Raw genomic sequence first — 17,780 nt, 5'->3', positions numbered from 1 at the left:
CATGGAGTATTGGATGTTAGGTTACGATGACAAGCGCAATTTTTTCCGAATGATGGTCAATTCTGTTTGTGAACTAAAAATAGTTGACGATGAGTCTACACGTAGTCTGCAGGCCGTGTGCAAGGACATAAGCGCAACTGGAATGTCTTTTGAAATAGAAGAAAGTTCTGTTGAGATGGGCACCAAGATAAATGTTTACATTGAATCTACTAATTCACAAATCCCTTCACTTACCGCCGATACTAAAGTTGTACGCTGTGAAGCTATTGATGACAACTCCTGTACTGTGGGTGTTGAGATCCTCGAAATGAAATAAGCGACAAAAGTCGCTTATTCTAATTATTGAATATGGGTTGATCTGACAATGTTACTTGTGCAGATCGATTTTTATTAGAGCACTCGGCACACTAAGCCTTTCAAATAAAATCCTTCAGGGTAGTTACTGCCAACAGGGTGATCGGCGGCTTGGCCTAATCTTTCGATTATCTGTACAGTTCTACCTGCATCTAAAGCCGCGTCTGCTACTACTTTTTGAAACAAATCAAAAGATAATAAACCCGAACAACTAAAAGTACATAAGATACCGCCAGGCTCCATGATCTGCATGGCCAACATATTGATGTCTTTATAACCCCGGCAACCGCGAACTAACGAACTCTTTGAATCGATAAACTTGGGTGGATCAAGAATGATTTGATCAAAATGTTTACCCGCTTGTTTGTAGTCCCGTAATGCTTGGAACACATCGGCGTTTAGAAACTCACATTTATCTGTGTCTAAATTATTTATTTCAACATTTCTTTTTGCGGTGCTTAAAGCTAAATCTGAAACATCAATACTGGTAACAAACTTAGCACCACTGGCCAAGGCATAACTGCCAAAAGTCCCTGTATAACAAAAACAATTCAGTAAGGTTTTATCCTTAACGTATTTTGCCGAGATGGCGCGATTGTCTCTTTGGTCGAGGTAAAACCCGGTTTTATGTCCTTGTTTGACGTTAACAATGATTTTTATACCGTTTTCTTCAATCACCACTTCTTCAGGGACATCACCATGTAACACTTGGGTTATTTGTTCTAAACCTTCTTTTTTACGGATCGCTACATCGCTACGTTCATAAATCGAACACTCTGGAAATTCCTTTTTTAAGGCCCAAACAATTTTGTCGCGGTGTTTTTCAGCGCCGGCAGATAATAACTGGCATACCAAGACGTCAGCATATCTATCAATAGTAATACCTGGTAGCCCATCTGATTCAGCTGCGATAAGTCGATAACCGGTTAATCCGTGACGTTTGATTAAATCTTCTCTTGACGCTTGGGCAGTGGCTATACGCCTTTGAAAGAAACCATTATCGATACTTTCATCTTTATCAAATGTCCAAATTCTTACTTGAATTTGCGACTCTGGAGACCACGCGCCTCTGCCTAAAAAGGCACCATCGTGGGATAACACATCTACTGTGTCTCCCATGTTGGTTCTGCCTATGGTTTTTTCGATGGCACGAGAAAAAATCCAAGGATGTTTACGTAATAAAGACTTTTCACGACCGGGCTGCAAAATGACGCTAGATGACATAGGATAACTTTTATAAAAAATTTGTCGCAATTGTACATGAGGCAAAGGCTTTGCTAAACAGTATTTCAGCTTACAGAAAGGATTTAACACTTTGAATAGTTCTATAAATAACTCTATGCAGTATATAAAACATCATAATGGTTGTGCACCTGACGCATTAGAAATTAGTCAGACAGAAATTCCTACAATTACATCTGGGCAGGTTTTAGTAAAAGTAGCCTGTTTTGGTGTAAACCGCGCCGATACCTTACAAAGGCAAGGCAAGTATCCAGCGCCACCAGGGGAAAGCGATATTTTAGGTTTAGAAATGAGCGGTGAGATTGTTCAAATTCATTCTGAACAAATGAGTCCTCAACCTTTTGAACTAGGCGATAAAGTGTTTGGTTTAGTGGCTGGAGGCGGATATGCCGAATATGTGGCGGTTAATAGTCAACATCTAATGGCTGCACCTGCAAACATGCAGATGTCTGAAGTCGCAGGTATAGCTGAATGTTTCTTCACAGCCTACCAAGCTATGTTTATCGAAAATGATTTACAACCAAAACAGCATGTATTGATCCATGCAGGAGCCAGCGGGGTAGGACTGGCGGCTATTCAGTTAGCCAAACGACAAGGTTGTGCTGTTGCGGTCACGGCATCAAGTCAGGCTAAATTGGACTTATGTAAGCAGTTAGGCGCAGATCTAGTTATTAACTACCAACAACAAGACTTTGCTCAAGAGATTGCTAAACATTGGCAAGGCTGTGATTTGATTATTGATTTTGTTGCTGGTGATTACCTTAATAGAAACTTAAAACTGCTTAATATGGATGGCAATGTGCTGTATTTGGCCATGTTGGCTGGTCGATATGCAGACAAACTAGATATGGCTATGATGCTAGGCAAAAGGGCCACGGTTAAAGGCTCAACCTTGAGAAGTCGTAACGATCAATATAAAAGTCACCTTATAAAAGAATTTAGTCAGACATGTTTAAGTGATTTTGCTAACGGCACACTTGTTGCCAATATAGATACCGAATTTGCTGCCAAAGACGCGGGTATGGCTCATCAACGATTAGAAAATAACGATACTATGGGTAAACTGATAGGTTGTTGGTGAAATAGATAATAGGTTTAGTTTGATGAGCTATGAGTATCTTATTTCTGGCAACTTCACTAAATTTTAAAGCAGTTTATTAATATTTTTTATTTTTCTAATCAAGCTATGCAGCGCATTTATAATCCACTACAATAAAATCCTGACAGTTGTGTCAGGTTTTTCTGCACAGAAAGCTTGGTACTACTTCCCCCTTTGTATAATTTATTCAAATTGAACACCATCACCTTGGCAAAATAGGAAATTTTAAATGATTGAGAATACCCAAGTGCAAAACAAATTAGCTGGTAAAGGTGCGGAATTGGAATTGAAGTTAAAAACCCATTTTGTTGATCTAGCCAGTGAACGTGTTGGCGGTGAAACTTTATCTTGCAGTGATGATTTTTTTGCTGAAATGGAAAATCTACTTAAATCTGGCCGTGGTATTTTTATTGATGACAAATTCACTGAACGCGGCAAATGGATGGACGGTTGGGAATCCCGTCGCAGCTATGGCAGAGACAACGGCCGTGAATTCGATTGGTGTATTATTCGCCTTGGTATTAGTGGTGTAATTCGTGGGTTTGACATAGATACTAATTATTTCCGAGGCAATGCCCCGCAGACTGTTTCAGTAGAAGCTTGCGTGAGTGCTCAGCAACCAGATGAAGATACGGTTTGGCATACTGTTTTAGCTAAAAGCGAAGTTGCTGCCCATAGTCAAAATATTTTCGAAATTACCAATTCTCAATCATGGACTCATGTGCGATTAAATATGTTCCCAGATGGTGGCATAGCGCGTTTCCGAGTTTATGGTGAAGCACAAGTAAACTGGAACGATTTTGTTGAGGGTGAATTAATTGATTTAGCGTCAATTAAGAACGGTGCCAAAGCCTTGTTAGTAAGTGACATGTTTTTCAGCGATAAAAACAACTTAATCATGCCTGGTCGTGGTAAAGATATGGGTGATGGTTGGGAAACAAAACGTCGTCGTGATCCGGGGCCAGATTGGTCAATTGTTAAGTTAGCGGCACTAGGCAGTGTCGAGAAAGTCATAGTTGATACTTGCCATTTTAAAGGTAACTTCCCAGACACTTTTAAACTCGAAGGCATCAATACTGACAGTGATAATTTTGATGAAGTTAATGCACAGCTAAATTGGCAAACCATTATTCCTCAAACTAGGTTGTATGCCCATCGTGAACATCTATTTATCAATGAATTAATTACTGATAAATCACAACAATTTAGTCACGTTAAATTAAGTATTTACCCCGATGGTGGTATTTCTAGAATGCGAATATTAGGTAAACGTAAGTAACGATAAATAAAGCAAATGGGATAAAGGCTTGATGACAAATAATCAACAGATAATACCTAAAACACTCACACCGGAAAATTTTGCCCAGTTCGGTGATGTGATAGAGGTTAATGATAAGGCTCAACACTTCAGTATTAATGACGGTTTTACTCAGCGTTATCATGATCTAGCCCAAGTTGACGTAACTGAAGAAGGCGGGCGAACTCTCATTAATATCTTTCGCTCTACACCACTAGAACAACCCGTTAGGATTAAGATGATGGAGCGTCATCCATTATCTAGCCAAGCTTTTATTCCTATGGGACAACAACCATATTTAGTGGTAGTTGCACCCAAAGGTGAATTGCATATTTCAAAAATTGAAGTGTTCTTGGCGTCATCAAACCAAGGTGTGAATTATCATAAAGGCACTTGGCATCATTACTGTCTGGCGTTACACCAAGTCAGTGACTTTATAGTGGTTGATCGTGGTGGTGCGGGAGAAAATTGCGACGTGATTGATTTAGACGGTTCACTTGTTATCGCCCAGAGCTAACAACTGAATTAAGTCAAATCTTCAGCGCTAATTGAAATCTTTTAGGAAACACAATGAATAAACGAATTAATGAACATGAGTATAAAATTGCCGAGTGCCTTCACAACTTAGTCAACAATGAGGTACTTCCTGGACTCCAGGTAAATCAACAAGATTTTTGGTCCGCTGTTGCCGATGTGTTTAATGAATTTATTCCCCGAAATAAAGCACTGTTAGCTACCCGAGACTCACTGCAATCGAAGATTGATGCTTGGCATTTAGATAATTTGGGTACTGCGTTTTCGCAACAAAAATATCAAAAATTTCTATCTGAAATTGGCTATTTAGTGCCTGAACAAAGTGACTTTCAGATCACTACTGAAAATGTAGATCCAGAAGTGGCTTTAATTGCAGGGCCACAATTGGTAGTGCCGCTAATGAATGCTCGGTTTGCCCTAAATGCCGCTAACGCAAGATGGGGGAGTTTGTATGACGCCCTTTATGGCTCTGATGTGATTGTTGATGATCCTAGTAGTGAACCAGTAGTTGCTGGATATAATCCTATTCGTGGGAAAAAGGTCCAAAGCTTTGTTCGAAACTTTTTGGATGACTCTTTGCCACTAGCCCAAGGTAGCCACCATGATTCAATCAAATATAAAATTGAAGATCGTCAGTTATTAGTTGAATTAAATACTGGCAAATTAGTTAACTTAAAAGAACCAGAGCAATTTTTAGGATTTAATGGCTCTATTGAAGCTCCGTCAGCCATTTTGTGCATCAATAATGGCTTACATATAGAAATCCAAATTGATAAAAATGATCTAATTGGGCAAACGGATGCGGCTGCTGTAAAAGACGTCGTTTTAGAATCAGCCCTAAGCACCATACAAGACTGCGAAGATTCTATTGCAGCTGTTGATGCTGCTGATAAAACTGCGGTCTATGAAAACTGGCTAGGACTGATGAAAGGCGATTTAGCTGAAACCATCTGCAAAGGCGGTAAACAAACCACCAGAACCCTTAATCCTGATCGAAGCTACCTTAGTTCCGCAGGTGAACCTATGAGTTTACCAGGGCGAAGCCTACAGTTTATCCGTAATGTCGGTCATTTAATGACAACTGACGCGATTTTAACGGCAAATAACGAAGAAGTGCCCGAAGGCATACTGGATGCACTGATCACCTCCTTGATTGCGCTACATGACTTAAATGGGTCATCTAAGTTTGTGAACTCAAAACATGGCAGCATTTATATTGTTAAACCTAAAATGCATGGGCCTGCAGAAGTGCAATTTACCAATGATTTGTTTAGCCGCGTAGAAAAGTGTCTAGGTCTTGCCGAAAATACTATCAAGATGGGCATTATGGATGAAGAGCGCAGAACTTCAGCCAATCTAAAAGAATGTATTCGAGCGGCGAGTGCCCGTGTGGCCTTTATTAACACTGGGTTTTTAGATAGAACGGGCGATGAAATTCATACCAGCATGTTAGCAGGTCCTATGGTTCGTAAAGAACTGATGAAAAATGAAAAATGGATCTCAGCCTACGAAAACAGAAATGTGCTGATTGGTTTAAAAGCTGGACTTAAAGGTAAAGCACAAATAGGCAAAGGCATGTGGGCCACGCCAGATGAAATGGCGGCAATGCTTAAGGCTAAAATTGGCCATCCTAAATCAGGCGCTTCATGTGCTTGGGTGCCTTCTCCTACTGCCGCTACGTTACATGTGATGCATTATCATCAAGTTAATGTTTCAGAGGTACAAGAGCAAATGTTGGCTGACACTAGTTCAAACAACTATGACTCTCAACTTGATGCGTTGTTAACTATTCCACTACTCAAAAACATTGCTGATTTGTCTAACCAAGAACGACAAAATGAATTGGACAATAATGTTCAAGGGTTATTGGGTTATGTGGTGCGTTGGGTTAATCAGGGAGTAGGGTGCTCAAAAGTACCTGATATCGATAATGTAGGTCGAATGGAAGACAGAGCAACCTTACGTATATCCAGCCAACATATCTGCAACTGGTTACATCATGGTCTATTGAGTGCTGAGCAAGTCACGGAAACCCTAAAACGTATGGCGGTTGTGGTGGATACTCAAAATGAGCAAGACAATACTTATATTGCTATGGCACCTAACTTTGATTCCAGCTTAGCTTTTCAGGCGGCAGTTGATCTTATCTTCAAAGGTGAGAAACAACCAAGTGGTTACACCGAACCTTTGTTGCATAAAATGCGCAACGAGCTGAAGCAAAGTTTAGCTAGCTAATACAAATCGATGCCAAAGAAATTCATGGAAAATAAAAAGTCAGAGGTGGGTGATATTCGTAAAAAGAATAAAGCCCTCATTCTCAATGCTGCCAAAACAGAATTTGTTACCTTTGGTTTTAAAGGTGCGTCAATCAAGCGCATTGCTGAAAGAGCCAATATCCCTCGGGCCAATATCCATTACTATTTTGCTAACAAGATGGAGTTGTACCAAGAGTTACTCAGTAATATTGTGAGCATTTGGAATTCAAAATTTGATTCATTAAATATCGATGATGATCCTCAAACCGCCTTATCAGCTTATATTCGCTCCAAAGTGATGTATTCCCGTGATGATCCAGACGCATCACGCATTTTTGCTAGTGAGATAATTCATGGGGCGCCAGTATTAAACAACTATCTGTCTACAGACTTTAAAGTCTGGGTGCAAACCAAGGTTGATGTCATCGAATATTGGATCAAGCAAGACTTGATAGACGATATCAACCCCTACCATCTATTGTTTTTAATTTGGGGCGCGACTCAACATTATGCAGATTTTAATGTTCAGGTACTGGCCGCTATGGATAAGCAAGAAATGGATGATCAGAGTTTCGAAGCTATTGCTGAATCAATCACCACTATAGTTTTAAAAGGATGTGGTGTTAAAACGAGAAACATCTAGCTCTGCTAAATAAATAGCTGTGCAAACATGCGCAATCCGGTAATGAGTAATACCACCGCAAACACTTTTTTAAGCAGCAAAGCGTCCATTTTTCTGGCTAACTTAGCGCCCATTGGTGCAAAAATGACAGTTAGTGGCACAATACAAACAAAGCCTAGAAGGTTAACTAAGCCATAAGTGCCAAAGGGAGCATCACTAGGCGTGACACCGAATGTCAGCATCGTTATTGCTGCTGGCAGAGAGATAATAAGACCTATTCCAGAGGCAGTGCCTACTGCTTTATGGGCAGGATAACTATAAGCTGTAAGTACAGGTACGCTAAGAGTTCCACCTCCTATACCCACCATAGCGCTAAAAAAACCAATACAACTGGCAATCACACCTTGACCAACTTTACCGGGTAGTGAGTCTGCCAGTGCTGCCTTACCCGCTCGAAATAACATATTGAGTGCCGATAAACAGGCAACCAAAGCAAACAATCCGCTAAGCCATTGGCCACCATATTGGGTGACTAACAGACTGCCAAGAACCACACCCACCAAGATATACGGCCCCCAAGATTTAAGAAGCCTAAAGTCAAGGTTACCTATACTTTGATGTGCTCTGATTGTGCTAATTGACGTAGGCACAATAGTTGCCAACGAAGTAGCTGTGGCAATCAACATGGCACTTTGTGCGGACACGTCAAAGTTTTGAAATAGGAAATACAATACTGGCACTATCACTATTCCGCCACCTACGCCTAATAAACCTGCTAACAATCCAGCAAAAATCCCCGTTGTTATTAGGGCAAAAATAGTCGGCAGGTTGTTTAGTACAACATCCATAATGATCTCTTCGGTTATATAAGTTTATAAATGGTGAAGTAAACGACCTGTTTTAAGTTGAGTGCTTAATGGGAATTACAACTAACCATATTTACATTGATGAGAAACTTTTGTTTACCTGTATATATAAATTAAACAAGTGATTAAAAGATATTTTTGTTAGCATAATGCCCCGAGCAAATAACTACAAATGGTTAGAATTTAATTCCTTATATGTTTGTAATCAATTTAGCAGTCAAATTTTATCCGACCTCCGATGTTAGCTAATTTTCCCCCTTATAAGCTTAAGCAACTAAAAGTAGTAGTGCTGACGGGGGCCGGTATTTCTGCTGAGTCTGGATTAAAAACCTTTAGAGATAATAATGGTTTATGGGAAGAACACAGTATTGAAGACGTGGCTACTCCCGATGGGTTCGAACGTAACTCTGAGTTAGTTTATCGATTCTATAATCAACGCAGACGTCAGTTACTTAGCCCAGATGTAAAACCTAATAAAGCCCATCTTGCCTTGGCAAAGTTAGAAAGGGTCTTGGGAAATAACTTTACTTTAGTCACTCAAAATGTGGACAATTTACATCAAAAATCGGGTAACAAAAATGTGTTACATATGCACGGAAGTTTGTTATCCGCTAGGTGTTTAAGGTCAGGTCATTGTAGCGCTATATACAGCGATTTAGATCACAGCAACCAGTGTGATTGTTGTCAACCAACAAACAGTTTACGACCCGATATCGTCTGGTTTGGTGAAATGCCCAAATTTATGCCTCAGATTGAAGAATGTTTATCTCAAGCTGATATATTCATTTCAATCGGGACTTCTGGCACAGTTTATCCTGCGGCTGGTTTTGTTAGTTTAGCAAATCAATCTGGTGCGCATACGGTTGAACTCAATATGGAACCCAGTTCAGGGTATAATGAGTTTGCTGAAAAACATTATGGTCCGGCAACTGAAATAGTGAGTAAATTTGTCGATACATTACTAAAAGGTTTTAATTTTGATTGAGTACGTACAACAATATTGGGTGGAATTTTTAACCATCGCTAGTGTTCATTTATTAGCTGTCGCTAGTCCAGGCCCAGACTTTGCCATTGTATTAAAACACAGCATTAGTTTTGGTCGCAGAGCTGCCATTATTACTAGTATTGGTGTTGGTACGGCAATATTAATCCATGTTGCCTATTCGTTATTAGGTCTTGGCATTCTTATAAAAACAACACCAGTGCTTTATCAAGTATTTAGTTATGTTGCCGCTGCGTATTTACTGTACTTAGGTTGGGGAGCCATTAAAAGTCCCGCACCTAATAGTTTAGATAATGAAGAGATTGAAAAAACGGTTCAAGTTATCTCTGATAAAAAAGCCTTTGTAGTGGGCTTTTTAACTAATGGTCTTAATCCTAAAGCAACCTTGTTCTTTTTATCGGTATTTGCCGTAGCAGTTTCTCCCGAAACACCTAATATCATCAAACTTGGATATGGTTTGTATTTGGCTGTGGCTACTGGCATCTGGTTTTGTGTATTGTCATTGTTTTTAAGTTCTAAAAAAGTCACGGAATTTATTGGTAAAAAAGGATATTGGTTTGATAGGGTGATGGGGGTTGTATTGATTTTGTTGGCGATAAAGCTGGTTATGCCTGTATAGTGCGCTGTTATTGAGTATTAAAACTGAGAACGTTAAGTTAGGAATAAAGTGGAAGAACAAAAACAATTTGAAATACAGGGCGGCAGCCTTGAAAAATCTCTAAGTGGTGAAACCCAATTGGATCTTAAGGCGATGGTCAAAGAAGCTTGGGAGTTATCAAAGAACACTAAAACAGCCGTTTTACATGGGGTGTTATTGTTATTTTTTATTGCCATTATATTTGCTTGGGTGTTGCAATCAGTCTTCGGCATTACTGATTTAAATGTTGTGCCTCCGAGTATGATGATTAGCCTAAAAGTAGCAGGCGTAATTGTGACTACCCCGATAATTGCAACCATGTTTTTATTAGGTATTTCTCATAGTGTAGGGATAAAACCAAGGTTTTTGTCCATTCTAAAAAACGTTATGGGCTCTGTGTTAGTGATTTTACTGGCGTTGTTATTAGTAGCGATTTCAGATGTTGGGTCTTTTGTTGGATCGCAAATCAGTGTTTTGTTAGGTATGGCGGTGCTAATTTATACCAATCTTGCAACAGGATTTTCAATCATGTTGTTGATTGAAAAAAGACTGGCTCCAAGTCAATGTGTGATCCAGTCTTTAAGAGTATTTCACAAGTATTGGATGCCACTTTCAATGTTTTATCTGATTTATTACTGTTGTTTGTTTTTAGGTGCATTATCGTTAGGTTTTGCCTATATCTGGATAATTCCCTTTTTTATTAACATGAAAGGTATCTTATACCGCGAACTATTTGGTGTGAAAGTGCGTAGTGTTAAAGATAAACCTAAACAAGATGAGACAGTATTTCATGCTTAAATTAATTAAAACATCGCTTGTGACTATAGTTGTTGTTGTTACTGTGATTTTAATCGTTATTCTTCAGCAGCTTAGCAGCAAAGATGATGAGGTTGAAGATATTATTAGTCTTGAAGGTTTACACATCGCTCCATTAGAAAGCAGCAAAAAAGCGGTGCCCAAATTTTCTGATTATTCAGATGTTACTGAGAAAAAGCGTGCTTTTTTCGAATATTTACAACCTGAAATTCAAAGGCAAAATGCAATTGTTTTAAAAGAACGTGAGATGGTATTTGCGTTACAAGAAGTGTTTATGAAACAACAAGGGTTTAATAAACACCAACAAAAAGTATTTGATAAATTAGCAAAAAAATATAAGTTTTCAAGTGATGAAGTGCAGTCGGTAGAGCAAACCTTAGAAACCTTAGTAAGAAGAGTTGACACTATCCCAGAGGCACTTGTTTTGGTTCAGGCAGCGAATGAGTCTGGCTGGGGAACGTCAAGGTTTGCCCAAAAGGGTTACAATTTTTTTGGTCTTTGGTGTTTTAAAGAAGGCTGTGGTTTTGTGCCTAAACAACGTACTGATGAAGCAGTCCATGAAGTTGCAAGGTTTAAAGACTTACCACATGCTGTCATGACTTATATTCGTAATATTAATCGTCACTATGCTTATAAAGATTTACGAATAATTAGACAAAACCTCAGACAGGAAGGCAAGCCTGTTACTGCAATTGCCTTAACTGCAGGCTTATCAAGCTATTCTGAGCGGGGACAGGAATACATTGATGAATTGTTAAGTATGTTACGAGTCAATACACAATATATGGATACAGCAAGTTGAAAATAATTTTATTTGTTTTGGGATATATAATTTTAAGTACAGATGCAGTTGCCGAAACCTTAGAAGTAGAATATTCAAGTTTTTACAGCCATGTTAAGAAACTTGATGATCCAAGTACTGCTGCATTGAGATTTGCTTTTGGATTTATGCATATTGCAGAGAAACGGCTGTGTCATGTTAGTAGCGCACAAATAGTCACGCAAAAACAAACGCTTCCATTAAACGTAGAAAACAATTATCGCTTTACTGTACCCACAGATAAAATTCTTAAAATGGCTAAAGCCAAGGTAGTTATTGAGCTAAATGATCAGGCGAATCAATGTGATATGTCAGTACAGTTAGAAACATTACCGAGTTTTTTGAAAACCCAATACAGTCATGAAGAGTTGTTATTATTGTTTAATCAATATCAGGCATTTTTTGAAGAGATGGGCGGATTTTTGTCTTTTATGATGCCTTCGCCAAAGGGATTATTATTCCACTTTGACACAGCAGTGAATTTTCCGACCGAATTACAAAGCTTACTTGATAAAAATGGAGAGATAGCCTTGAGTCAAAAATGGTTGATGCAACAGCATGGCTTGGAACTACCCAATAAACCGATACGCATAACGGCTATTGTTGAGAAATAAACCAGTTAGTTAACTTGAACTCAGGTTATAGGTGAAAAAAAATGCAGGGATATACCCTGCATCAAGTGATTGATTCGTTTTATCTTCTAGAAAATAGACGGCGACTGCGGCGCATATTAGAACGAAGTTCAGTTCTTTTGCTAGACAACCAAGTATCTCTATTAATATTAGCTTCAGAGCCTCTGCGATTTTCTTCAGTTGTTCTGAAGCTACAAAATTGTCTATAAGCTGATAAATCTTGTGATAATTCCTGAATAACCAATTCGATCATAATGGCATCATCCACATAACCTAAACCAGGGATGTTATCGGGTACCAAATCTTCTGGCTCACTAAAATAAGCCAGTGATGTCAAAATTTCACTTTTTTCATCTTCAGGCATTTGCCATTCAGGATCTTCTAAGGCAGAGATAAGGGTTTCGAGAGATTCCATTCTGTGTCTAACAAAATCAGGCAAATTAGCCTGTTCCATTTGTGCACAGACGGCGCGTGCTTTTTCCAACACTTCGGCCGGCGGTAATTCTTTGGCTTTTTCCATAGCGGCTAACATCATTGTACGAAAATGATCTAAGTCACTGTCAGAGAGTTCGAAACTAATTTGTATGGACATGGTTGCAATCCTTGTTTTATTTTAGGTGTATACCTTAAAGAGCAGTCGAGACTCTGTCAATTATACAATTGAGATATTGCGCTTATTCAGAGCCCAATTGATACTTAATTTGATCTGCAATTCTGTGAACACTGGAACGGCCGTGTTCGATTAGTTCAGATGCTCGATAAAATTCCATCATACCAAAATCACGAAGCTGTGGTTCAACTAGGATATCAGGTGGATCACCAGCAAGGCGGGAGCGGGTGACCCTTGCAGATAAAATGTCTAACGAACCTGTCATAGCGTTGATAATAGAAGGGGCAGGGGGCACTTGGATCTGCGTTTCATTCGGTAAATCTTGGTTTTTTTCTTGTTCACTATTGGCCGGCTCAAGTATCCCTAAAAATTCCTCGTCAGCAATTACGTCTTGTTCTACTGGCTCTGGTTCAGCCTCGCCCCCTTTTTTAAACCATTGCTGTATTTGTTGCTGGCTACGTTTAAAAAAATCAGAAGTTTTCTTTTGATTATTGCCATGGTCTATTTGGCTCTTAACGATTGATTGTGGTCTAAAGTCTGCACTTAAATTGACCGCAATAACTATGTCTGCACCTAACATTCTGCACATGTTAACGGGTACAGGGTTGACTACGCCTCCATCAACCATCCATCTATTATTAAACAAAATTGGTGGGAACAAGCCGGGAATAGCACAGGAGGCTTTAACCGCTTGAACTACAGAGCCACTTACAAAATTAACTTCACGGCCACTGTATAAATCAGTAGCAACTGCCGCAAATGGTTTATGTAACTCTTCAAAGGTTTCAAATGAAAAGTTTTCTTGCAGAGCGTTAAAAACTTTTAGTCCACTCACTAGGCCACCTTTGTGAAAACCGACTCCCATCAAAGCGTAAACTTGCCACTCTGTGAGGCTCTCGACCCATGTTGCTAACTCAGGTAATTTTCCAGAAGCGTATGCCGCACCTACATATGAGCCAATAGAGCACCCCGAGACTATATCTATCTCGATCCCCATTTCCTCCAGAGCTTGGATCACCCCAATATGTGCCCATCCACGCGCTGCACCGCTGCCTAATGCTAAACCGATTTTCATATGTTTATTCGTAATCCTAAATGTTTGTTATGTCGAGTGAAGCTGCTTTATGAGCTTTTATTAGATCGGGAGAGGTAAATTCAGGAGGGTCAAAACCAATATCCCCATTTACAAAGGGCATTGATTGAGTTTTTAAATTTACAAAATCAAACTCGCTGTTATCTGCTAAGTGCGAAGGCACCACATTTTGTAACGCTTTAGCCATGGATTCTATTCTACCTGGGAAACGCTGCTGCCAATCTTGCAACATGCCCTTAATGACCTTTCGTTGCAGGTTTTCTTGAGAGCCACAGAGATTGCAAGGAATGATTGGAAATTCAAGGTGTTGTGAATAGGCTGAGATATCTTGTTCAGCACAATAAGCAAGAGGTCGAATGACCATTTGTTTGCCATCATCACTGACTAGTTTAGGTGGCATGGATTTAAGTTGTCCGCCATTAAACATATTCAAAAAAAGTGTCTCTAACATGTCATCTCTGTGGTGACCCAGAGCAATTTTAGTTGCGTTTAAACGAGTGGCAGTGTTGTATAAAATCCCTCGGCGCAGGCGAGAACACAGGGCGCAGGTTGTTTTACCCTCTGGTACTTTATCAATCACGATTGAATATGTGTCTTCTTCAACCACTTCAAAATCAACACCAAGCTTAGTTAGGTATTCTGGCAACACGTGTTCGGGAAAACCTGGTTGTTTTTGGTCTAGGTTAACCGCAATAATACTAAAAGAAATCGGCGCTACTTTTTGCATATGTAGTAGAACATCCAACATAGTGTAGCTATCTTTACCGCCAGATAAGCAGACCATTACTTTGTCGCCATCTTCAATCATATTAAAATCAGCTATGGCTTTACCTGTGTTATGCCTGATGCGTTTTTGTAATTTATTAAAACTGGATGTGTTTTTTTGATTAATGCTGGATAATTGATTCATGAATTCGGCTTATATATTGTCGACTAAAAGGGTTGCCTCAGTTTATTGGGCAATTATACTGGAAAACTCTGACCTTTCTTAACTAAACCTTTGTTTAATGGATATGTTGTTTTTATGCTTCATAGTTTATCGATAAAAGACTTAGTTTTTACTTGGTCAAAACAAAGTGATTTTACTCTTCGTATACCTAAATGGCAGGTTAAGACCGGAGAAAAGGTGTTCTTACATGGTCGTTCAGGGGAAGGTAAGTCTACCTTACTTAATTTAATTTCTGGCATTGAAAATCGTTATACAGGTGATATACAAGTCTTAGGACAAGACATGGCCAAATTGAGCCAAAGGCAAAAAGATGCTTTTAGAGCAAATAATATTGGCATCATATTTCAACAGTTTAATTTATTACCTTATTTATCTGCGGAGCAAAACATACTTTTGGCGCAACGATTTAGGAGTGTAAAGCAGGCGCCTTCTTCTGAGGAATTAGCTTCAATATGTGAGCGCTTAGAGCTAAGTAGCATGCTACTTAAACAAAAAGCCAATGAGTTAAGTGTTGGACAACAGCAACGTGTTGCAGTGGCTAGAGCATTGTATGGATCACCAGAGTTAATTATTGCCGATGAGCCTACATCTGCCTTAGATACCCAAACCAGAGAACAATTTATTCAGTTACTTTTAGACTGTGCTCAATCCTCTACCGTTATTTTTGTTAGTCACGATTTGTCTTTAGCGTCACATTTTGATCAACAACTGAGTTTAGCTCAGTTGCAGCAACAAGGGAGTGAGATCCATGTTGCTTAAACTGGTGCTAGCAAGTTTATGGTCGCGGCGGGTTATGGCAATACTTACCTGTACTTCAATTGCTATTAGTATGCTGGTACTTATAGGTGTTGAACATTTGCGTGCTGAGGTAAAGAACAACTTCGAACGCACCATATCTGGTGTTGATATGATTGTAGGAAGCCGTACCAGTGGGATTAATTTGTTATTGTTTTCAGTGTTTAAAATTGGTAATCCAAGTAATAACATTCAATGGAAAAGTTACCAAGATATTGTAAATAATAGCCAAGTGGCTTGGTCGGTGCCGCTGTCGATGGGAGATTCCCATCAAGGGTTTTCGGTGATTGGTACTACAGCTGACTATTTCGAATATTTTAAGTATGGCGATAAACAACAGATTTCTTTTAAGCAAGGTGAGGCTTTTAAATATCTATATGAAGTAGTGTTAGGCGCCGATGTGGCTCGAAAATTAGGATATAACCTAAATCAATCCCTAGTAATGTCTCATGGCACTGGTAAGGTGAGTTTTACTCATCACGACGAACATCCTTTCAAGGTAGTGGGTATATTAAAACCAACGGGCACTCCGGCTGACCAGTCTTTGTATATCCCCTTACAAAGCATCGATATTCTGCATCAAAGACAACATATTCATAACGAATTATTATCGGAAGTGCCTTTAGGCAACACATATCAACCCCAGCTCAGTGCATTTTTATTAGGGAGTAAAAGTAAAATTGCGGTTTTAAAACTGCAGCGCGATATTAATCAATATAAACCAGAACCTCTTAGCGCCATTTTACCCGCCTTGGCCTTACGGGAGCTTTGGAAAATTGTAGGGGTAGTGGAAATTAGCTTAAGGATCATTTCGTGGCTGATTTTAGCTACAGCACTCATTTGTATGACCACTATGCTGTTGGCGTCTATGAAAGAGAGAGAAAGAGAGTTAGCAGTGTTACGAGCCTTGGGTGCTAAGGCACACATTATTATTTTACTGATTGTCGCTGAGGCACTAATACTCACATTAATTGGTGCATTAGCAGGTTATTTACTAGTGACAGTTGGGTTGTTGCTTGGCCAGCCATTGCTTGAACAATACTTTGCTTTATATATCAGCCCAGTTGTTAACTTGGTTGCTGTAGGACGATTCTTTTCGATTGTGGCCGCTGCCGCGGTTTTGTTATCTTTTATTCCAGCAGTATTGGCCTATAAAAAATCATTAATTAGTGGTTTAAAACAATAGTACTAACATTTTACTGGTGATACAAAACCCTCTGGTTTTATCGCCAATACGTCACAATTGAGTTTATCAATTACATGTTCTGCCGTGTTACCTATCAGTGCGGCAGAAATACCTTGTCGGCCAACAGTCCCCAGTACCACTAATTCTGCATCTAATTGTTCAGCATATTTGGGGATCACATCTTCTGGTAAGCCGATATGCACATGACAATGTTCTTTGTTTATATGGTGTTTGTCAGCGTGAATTTGCATACATTGCTCATGATGTTGCTTCGCTGATTCATCATAAGAAGTAGGATCAAACTCTGGAATTTCGATAACAATATTGGCAGGTGTGCCGGGATACGAATTCACCAAATGTACATTTGAAGATAATAACTTACCAAAATGAAGTGCTTGTTTGGTGATTTCTTCATTTAAAGATTTGTGTTCTTCGACATCTACTCCTACGTTAATGGCTGCAATAATTTGACCTCCTAATGGCCAGTCATGTTCTTTTACTAACAATACTGGAACAGGCGCTTTGCGCATAATATGCCAATCGGTAGGAGTGAAAATAACTGATTTTAAGGTATCGTGTTGCTGAGTCCCTTTAACAATTAAATCGTAACCCTTGTCTATCACTTCAAAAATAATGCTTTCATAAGGTCGGTTATGCCAAACGATTTTTACATCGATGTTCACTCCTGGAGTCTTGAATTGCTCTGAGACAATATTTACCAACCACTCCGTTCTATCATCGATGACTGCCTGGCGCATATTTTCACGTTCGTCCATCGACAGCATAGTAGTCATTTCGTATGAAAAGTCATAGATAGTTAAGAACGCAGTAATACTGGCGCCGTTCATTCGGGCTATTTCAATTGCTCTAGATAGTGATTTTTGTGAGGAAAGTTCTGGCTCAATAACGGCTAATATTCTCTGATAATTCATACCCGACCTTTTGATTATATTAACTAGGGAGAAGTGTA

19 protein-coding genes are annotated in these 17,780 nt (G+C 39.3%); 13 read left to right on the top strand and 6 right to left on the bottom strand.

All coding sequences use genetic code 11. The annotated features are described in order from the left end of the window. The first annotated feature begins 13 nt into the window (after window positions 1-13). A complete protein-coding gene (locus GARC_RS11925) occupies window positions 14-316 on the top strand; it encodes a PilZ domain-containing protein (protein ID WP_007620290.1) in 303 nt (100 codons plus the stop codon). Between the two features lie 74 nt (window positions 317-390). On the opposite strand, the gene GARC_RS11920 is transcribed toward GARC_RS11925, so the two are convergent. Then, window positions 391-1,578 (bottom strand): class I SAM-dependent rRNA methyltransferase, encoded by a 1,188-nt coding sequence (locus GARC_RS11920; protein WP_007620288.1) that lies wholly within the window; start codon window positions 1,576-1,578, stop codon window positions 391-393. A gap of 115 nt (window positions 1,579-1,693) precedes the next feature. On the opposite strand from GARC_RS11920, the gene GARC_RS11915 reads away from it, so the two are divergent. The 5 genes from GARC_RS11915 (at window position 1,694) to GARC_RS11895 (ending at window position 7,424) form a co-directional block, all read left to right on the top strand. Further along, window positions 1,694-2,677 (top strand): NAD(P)H-quinone oxidoreductase, encoded by a 984-nt coding sequence (locus tag GARC_RS11915; RefSeq protein ID WP_039989471.1) that lies wholly within the window; start codon window positions 1,694-1,696, stop codon window positions 2,675-2,677. A 247-nt stretch (window positions 2,678-2,924) separates the two neighbouring features. Then, window positions 2,925-3,974 carry an allantoicase gene (gene alc, locus GARC_RS11910; protein WP_007620284.1) on the top strand — a complete coding sequence of 350 codons (1,050 nt, stop codon included), beginning with the start codon at window positions 2,925-2,927 and terminating at the stop codon, window positions 3,972-3,974. Window positions 3,975-4,005: 31 nt separating this feature from the next. Continuing rightward, window positions 4,006-4,509 carry an ureidoglycolate lyase gene (locus tag GARC_RS11905; RefSeq protein ID WP_007620283.1) on the top strand — a complete coding sequence of 168 codons (504 nt, stop codon included), beginning with the start codon at window positions 4,006-4,008 and terminating at the stop codon, window positions 4,507-4,509. Window positions 4,510-4,562: 53 nt separating this feature from the next. Beyond that, a complete protein-coding gene (locus GARC_RS11900) occupies window positions 4,563-6,761 on the top strand; it encodes a malate synthase G (RefSeq protein ID WP_007620273.1) in 2,199 nt (732 codons plus the stop codon). A 24-nt stretch (window positions 6,762-6,785) separates the two neighbouring features. After that, complete coding sequence (locus GARC_RS11895; protein WP_007620272.1) at window positions 6,786-7,424, top strand: TetR/AcrR family transcriptional regulator; 639 nt, start codon at window positions 6,786-6,788, stop codon at window positions 7,422-7,424. 5 nt (window positions 7,425-7,429) lie between these two features. Here the strand turns inward: GARC_RS11895 and GARC_RS11890 are convergent, their stop codons facing one another. Next, complete coding sequence (locus GARC_RS11890) at window positions 7,430-8,251, bottom strand: sulfite exporter TauE/SafE family protein (RefSeq protein ID WP_007620271.1); 822 nt, start codon at window positions 8,249-8,251, stop codon at window positions 7,430-7,432. A gap of 256 nt (window positions 8,252-8,507) precedes the next feature. Here GARC_RS11890 and cobB point away from each other — a divergent pair, with 256 nt between their 5' ends. The 5 genes from cobB to GARC_RS11865 are packed head-to-tail and all read left to right on the top strand — an operon-like array spanning window position 8,508 to window position 12,159. Then, window positions 8,508-9,254, top strand: coding sequence for a Sir2 family NAD+-dependent deacetylase (gene cobB / locus GARC_RS11885; protein WP_007620270.1), 747 nt, complete (start codon window positions 8,508-8,510; stop codon window positions 9,252-9,254). Continuing rightward, window positions 9,247-9,891, top strand: a complete 645-nt coding sequence (locus GARC_RS11880) for a LysE family translocator (protein ID WP_007620269.1) — start codon at window positions 9,247-9,249, stop codon at window positions 9,889-9,891. Before cobB ends, GARC_RS11880 begins: the two co-directional genes overlap by 8 nt. A 48-nt stretch (window positions 9,892-9,939) precedes the next feature. Beyond that, window positions 9,940-10,707 carry a hypothetical protein gene (locus tag GARC_RS11875; protein WP_007620268.1) on the top strand — a complete coding sequence of 256 codons (768 nt, stop codon included), beginning with the start codon at window positions 9,940-9,942 and terminating at the stop codon, window positions 10,705-10,707. Next, window positions 10,700-11,527, top strand: coding sequence for a glucosaminidase domain-containing protein (locus tag GARC_RS11870; protein ID WP_007620267.1), 828 nt, complete (start codon window positions 10,700-10,702; stop codon window positions 11,525-11,527). Before GARC_RS11875 ends, GARC_RS11870 begins: the two co-directional genes overlap by 8 nt. Beyond that, window positions 11,524-12,159: a DUF2987 domain-containing protein gene (locus GARC_RS11865; protein ID WP_007620266.1), complete on the top strand. Its 636-nt coding sequence runs from the start codon at window positions 11,524-11,526 to the stop codon at window positions 12,157-12,159. The genes GARC_RS11870 and GARC_RS11865 overlap by 4 nt, the downstream gene beginning before the upstream one ends. A gap of 79 nt (window positions 12,160-12,238) precedes the next feature. Here GARC_RS11865 and GARC_RS11860 read toward each other — a convergent pair whose 3' ends face one another. The 3 genes from GARC_RS11860 to ttcA all read right to left on the bottom strand — a co-directional run bounded on the left by GARC_RS11860 (window position 12,239) and on the right by ttcA (window position 14,790). Then, window positions 12,239-12,769 carry a YkvA family protein gene (locus GARC_RS11860; RefSeq protein WP_007620265.1) on the bottom strand — a complete coding sequence of 177 codons (531 nt, stop codon included), beginning with the start codon at window positions 12,767-12,769 and terminating at the stop codon, window positions 12,239-12,241. An 82-nt stretch (window positions 12,770-12,851) separates the two neighbouring features. Beyond that, entirely contained in the window at window positions 12,852-13,862 is a 1,011-nt protein-coding gene (locus GARC_RS11855; RefSeq protein ID WP_007620262.1) for a patatin-like phospholipase family protein, read from the bottom strand. A gap of 16 nt (window positions 13,863-13,878) precedes the next feature. Further along, window positions 13,879-14,790: a tRNA 2-thiocytidine(32) synthetase TtcA gene (gene ttcA, locus GARC_RS11850; RefSeq protein ID WP_007620260.1), complete on the bottom strand. Its 912-nt coding sequence runs from the start codon at window positions 14,788-14,790 to the stop codon at window positions 13,879-13,881. A 114-nt stretch (window positions 14,791-14,904) separates the two neighbouring features. On the opposite strand from ttcA, the gene GARC_RS11845 reads away from it, so the two are divergent. Both GARC_RS11845 and GARC_RS11840 read left to right on the top strand, forming a co-directional pair. After that, window positions 14,905-15,588, top strand: coding sequence for an ABC transporter ATP-binding protein (locus GARC_RS11845; protein ID WP_007620257.1), 684 nt, complete (start codon window positions 14,905-14,907; stop codon window positions 15,586-15,588). Next, entirely contained in the window at window positions 15,578-16,810 is a 1,233-nt protein-coding gene (locus tag GARC_RS11840; protein WP_007620255.1) for an ABC transporter permease, read from the top strand. Before GARC_RS11845 ends, GARC_RS11840 begins: the two co-directional genes overlap by 11 nt. 2 nt (window positions 16,811-16,812) lie before the next feature. Here GARC_RS11840 and uspE read toward each other — a convergent pair whose 3' ends face one another. After that, window positions 16,813-17,742: a universal stress protein UspE gene (gene uspE / locus GARC_RS11835; protein ID WP_007620252.1), complete on the bottom strand. Its 930-nt coding sequence runs from the start codon at window positions 17,740-17,742 to the stop codon at window positions 16,813-16,815. Window positions 17,743-17,780 lie beyond the last annotated feature (38 nt).

This window comes from Paraglaciecola arctica BSs20135, assembly GCF_000314995.1.
In the GTDB taxonomy this organism is placed as follows: Bacteria; Pseudomonadota; Gammaproteobacteria; order Enterobacterales; family Alteromonadaceae; genus Paraglaciecola; species Paraglaciecola arctica.
The sequence above is the reverse complement of the archived record's forward strand: the minus strand, read 5'-3'. Positions and strand labels throughout refer to the sequence as shown.

Bases quoted from the DNA above. Each gene is read 5' to 3' on its own strand.
- GARC_RS11900 (WP_007620273.1), top strand. From the start codon at position 4,563: ATGAATAAACGAATTAATGAACATGAGTATAAAATTGCCGAGTGCCTT.
- uspE (WP_007620252.1), bottom strand. From the start codon at position 17,742: ATGAATTATCAGAGAATATTAGCCGTTATTGAGCCAGAACTTTCCTCA.
- GARC_RS11915 (WP_039989471.1), top strand. From the start codon at position 1,694: ATGCAGTATATAAAACATCATAATGGTTGTGCACCTGACGCATTAGAA.
- GARC_RS11845 (WP_007620257.1), top strand. From the start codon at position 14,905: ATGCTTCATAGTTTATCGATAAAAGACTTAGTTTTTACTTGGTCAAAA.
- GARC_RS11925 (WP_007620290.1), top strand. From the start codon at position 14: ATGTTAGGTTACGATGACAAGCGCAATTTTTTCCGAATGATGGTCAAT.
- GARC_RS11895 (WP_007620272.1), top strand. From the start codon at position 6,786: ATGGAAAATAAAAAGTCAGAGGTGGGTGATATTCGTAAAAAGAATAAA.
- GARC_RS11870 (WP_007620267.1), top strand. From the start codon at position 10,700: ATGCTTAAATTAATTAAAACATCGCTTGTGACTATAGTTGTTGTTGTT.
- GARC_RS11860 (WP_007620265.1), bottom strand. From the start codon at position 12,769: ATGTCCATACAAATTAGTTTCGAACTCTCTGACAGTGACTTAGATCAT.
- GARC_RS11920 (WP_007620288.1), bottom strand. From the start codon at position 1,578: ATGTCATCTAGCGTCATTTTGCAGCCCGGTCGTGAAAAGTCTTTATTA.
- GARC_RS11855 (WP_007620262.1), bottom strand. From the start codon at position 13,862: ATGAAAATCGGTTTAGCATTAGGCAGCGGTGCAGCGCGTGGATGGGCA.
- GARC_RS11890 (WP_007620271.1), bottom strand. From the start codon at position 8,251: ATGGATGTTGTACTAAACAACCTGCCGACTATTTTTGCCCTAATAACA.
- ttcA (WP_007620260.1), bottom strand. From the start codon at position 14,790: ATGAATCAATTATCCAGCATTAATCAAAAAAACACATCCAGTTTTAAT.
- alc (WP_007620284.1), top strand. From the start codon at position 2,925: ATGATTGAGAATACCCAAGTGCAAAACAAATTAGCTGGTAAAGGTGCG.
- cobB (WP_007620270.1), top strand. From the start codon at position 8,508: ATGTTAGCTAATTTTCCCCCTTATAAGCTTAAGCAACTAAAAGTAGTA.
- GARC_RS11840 (WP_007620255.1), top strand. From the start codon at position 15,578: ATGTTGCTTAAACTGGTGCTAGCAAGTTTATGGTCGCGGCGGGTTATG.
- GARC_RS11905 (WP_007620283.1), top strand. From the start codon at position 4,006: ATGACAAATAATCAACAGATAATACCTAAAACACTCACACCGGAAAAT.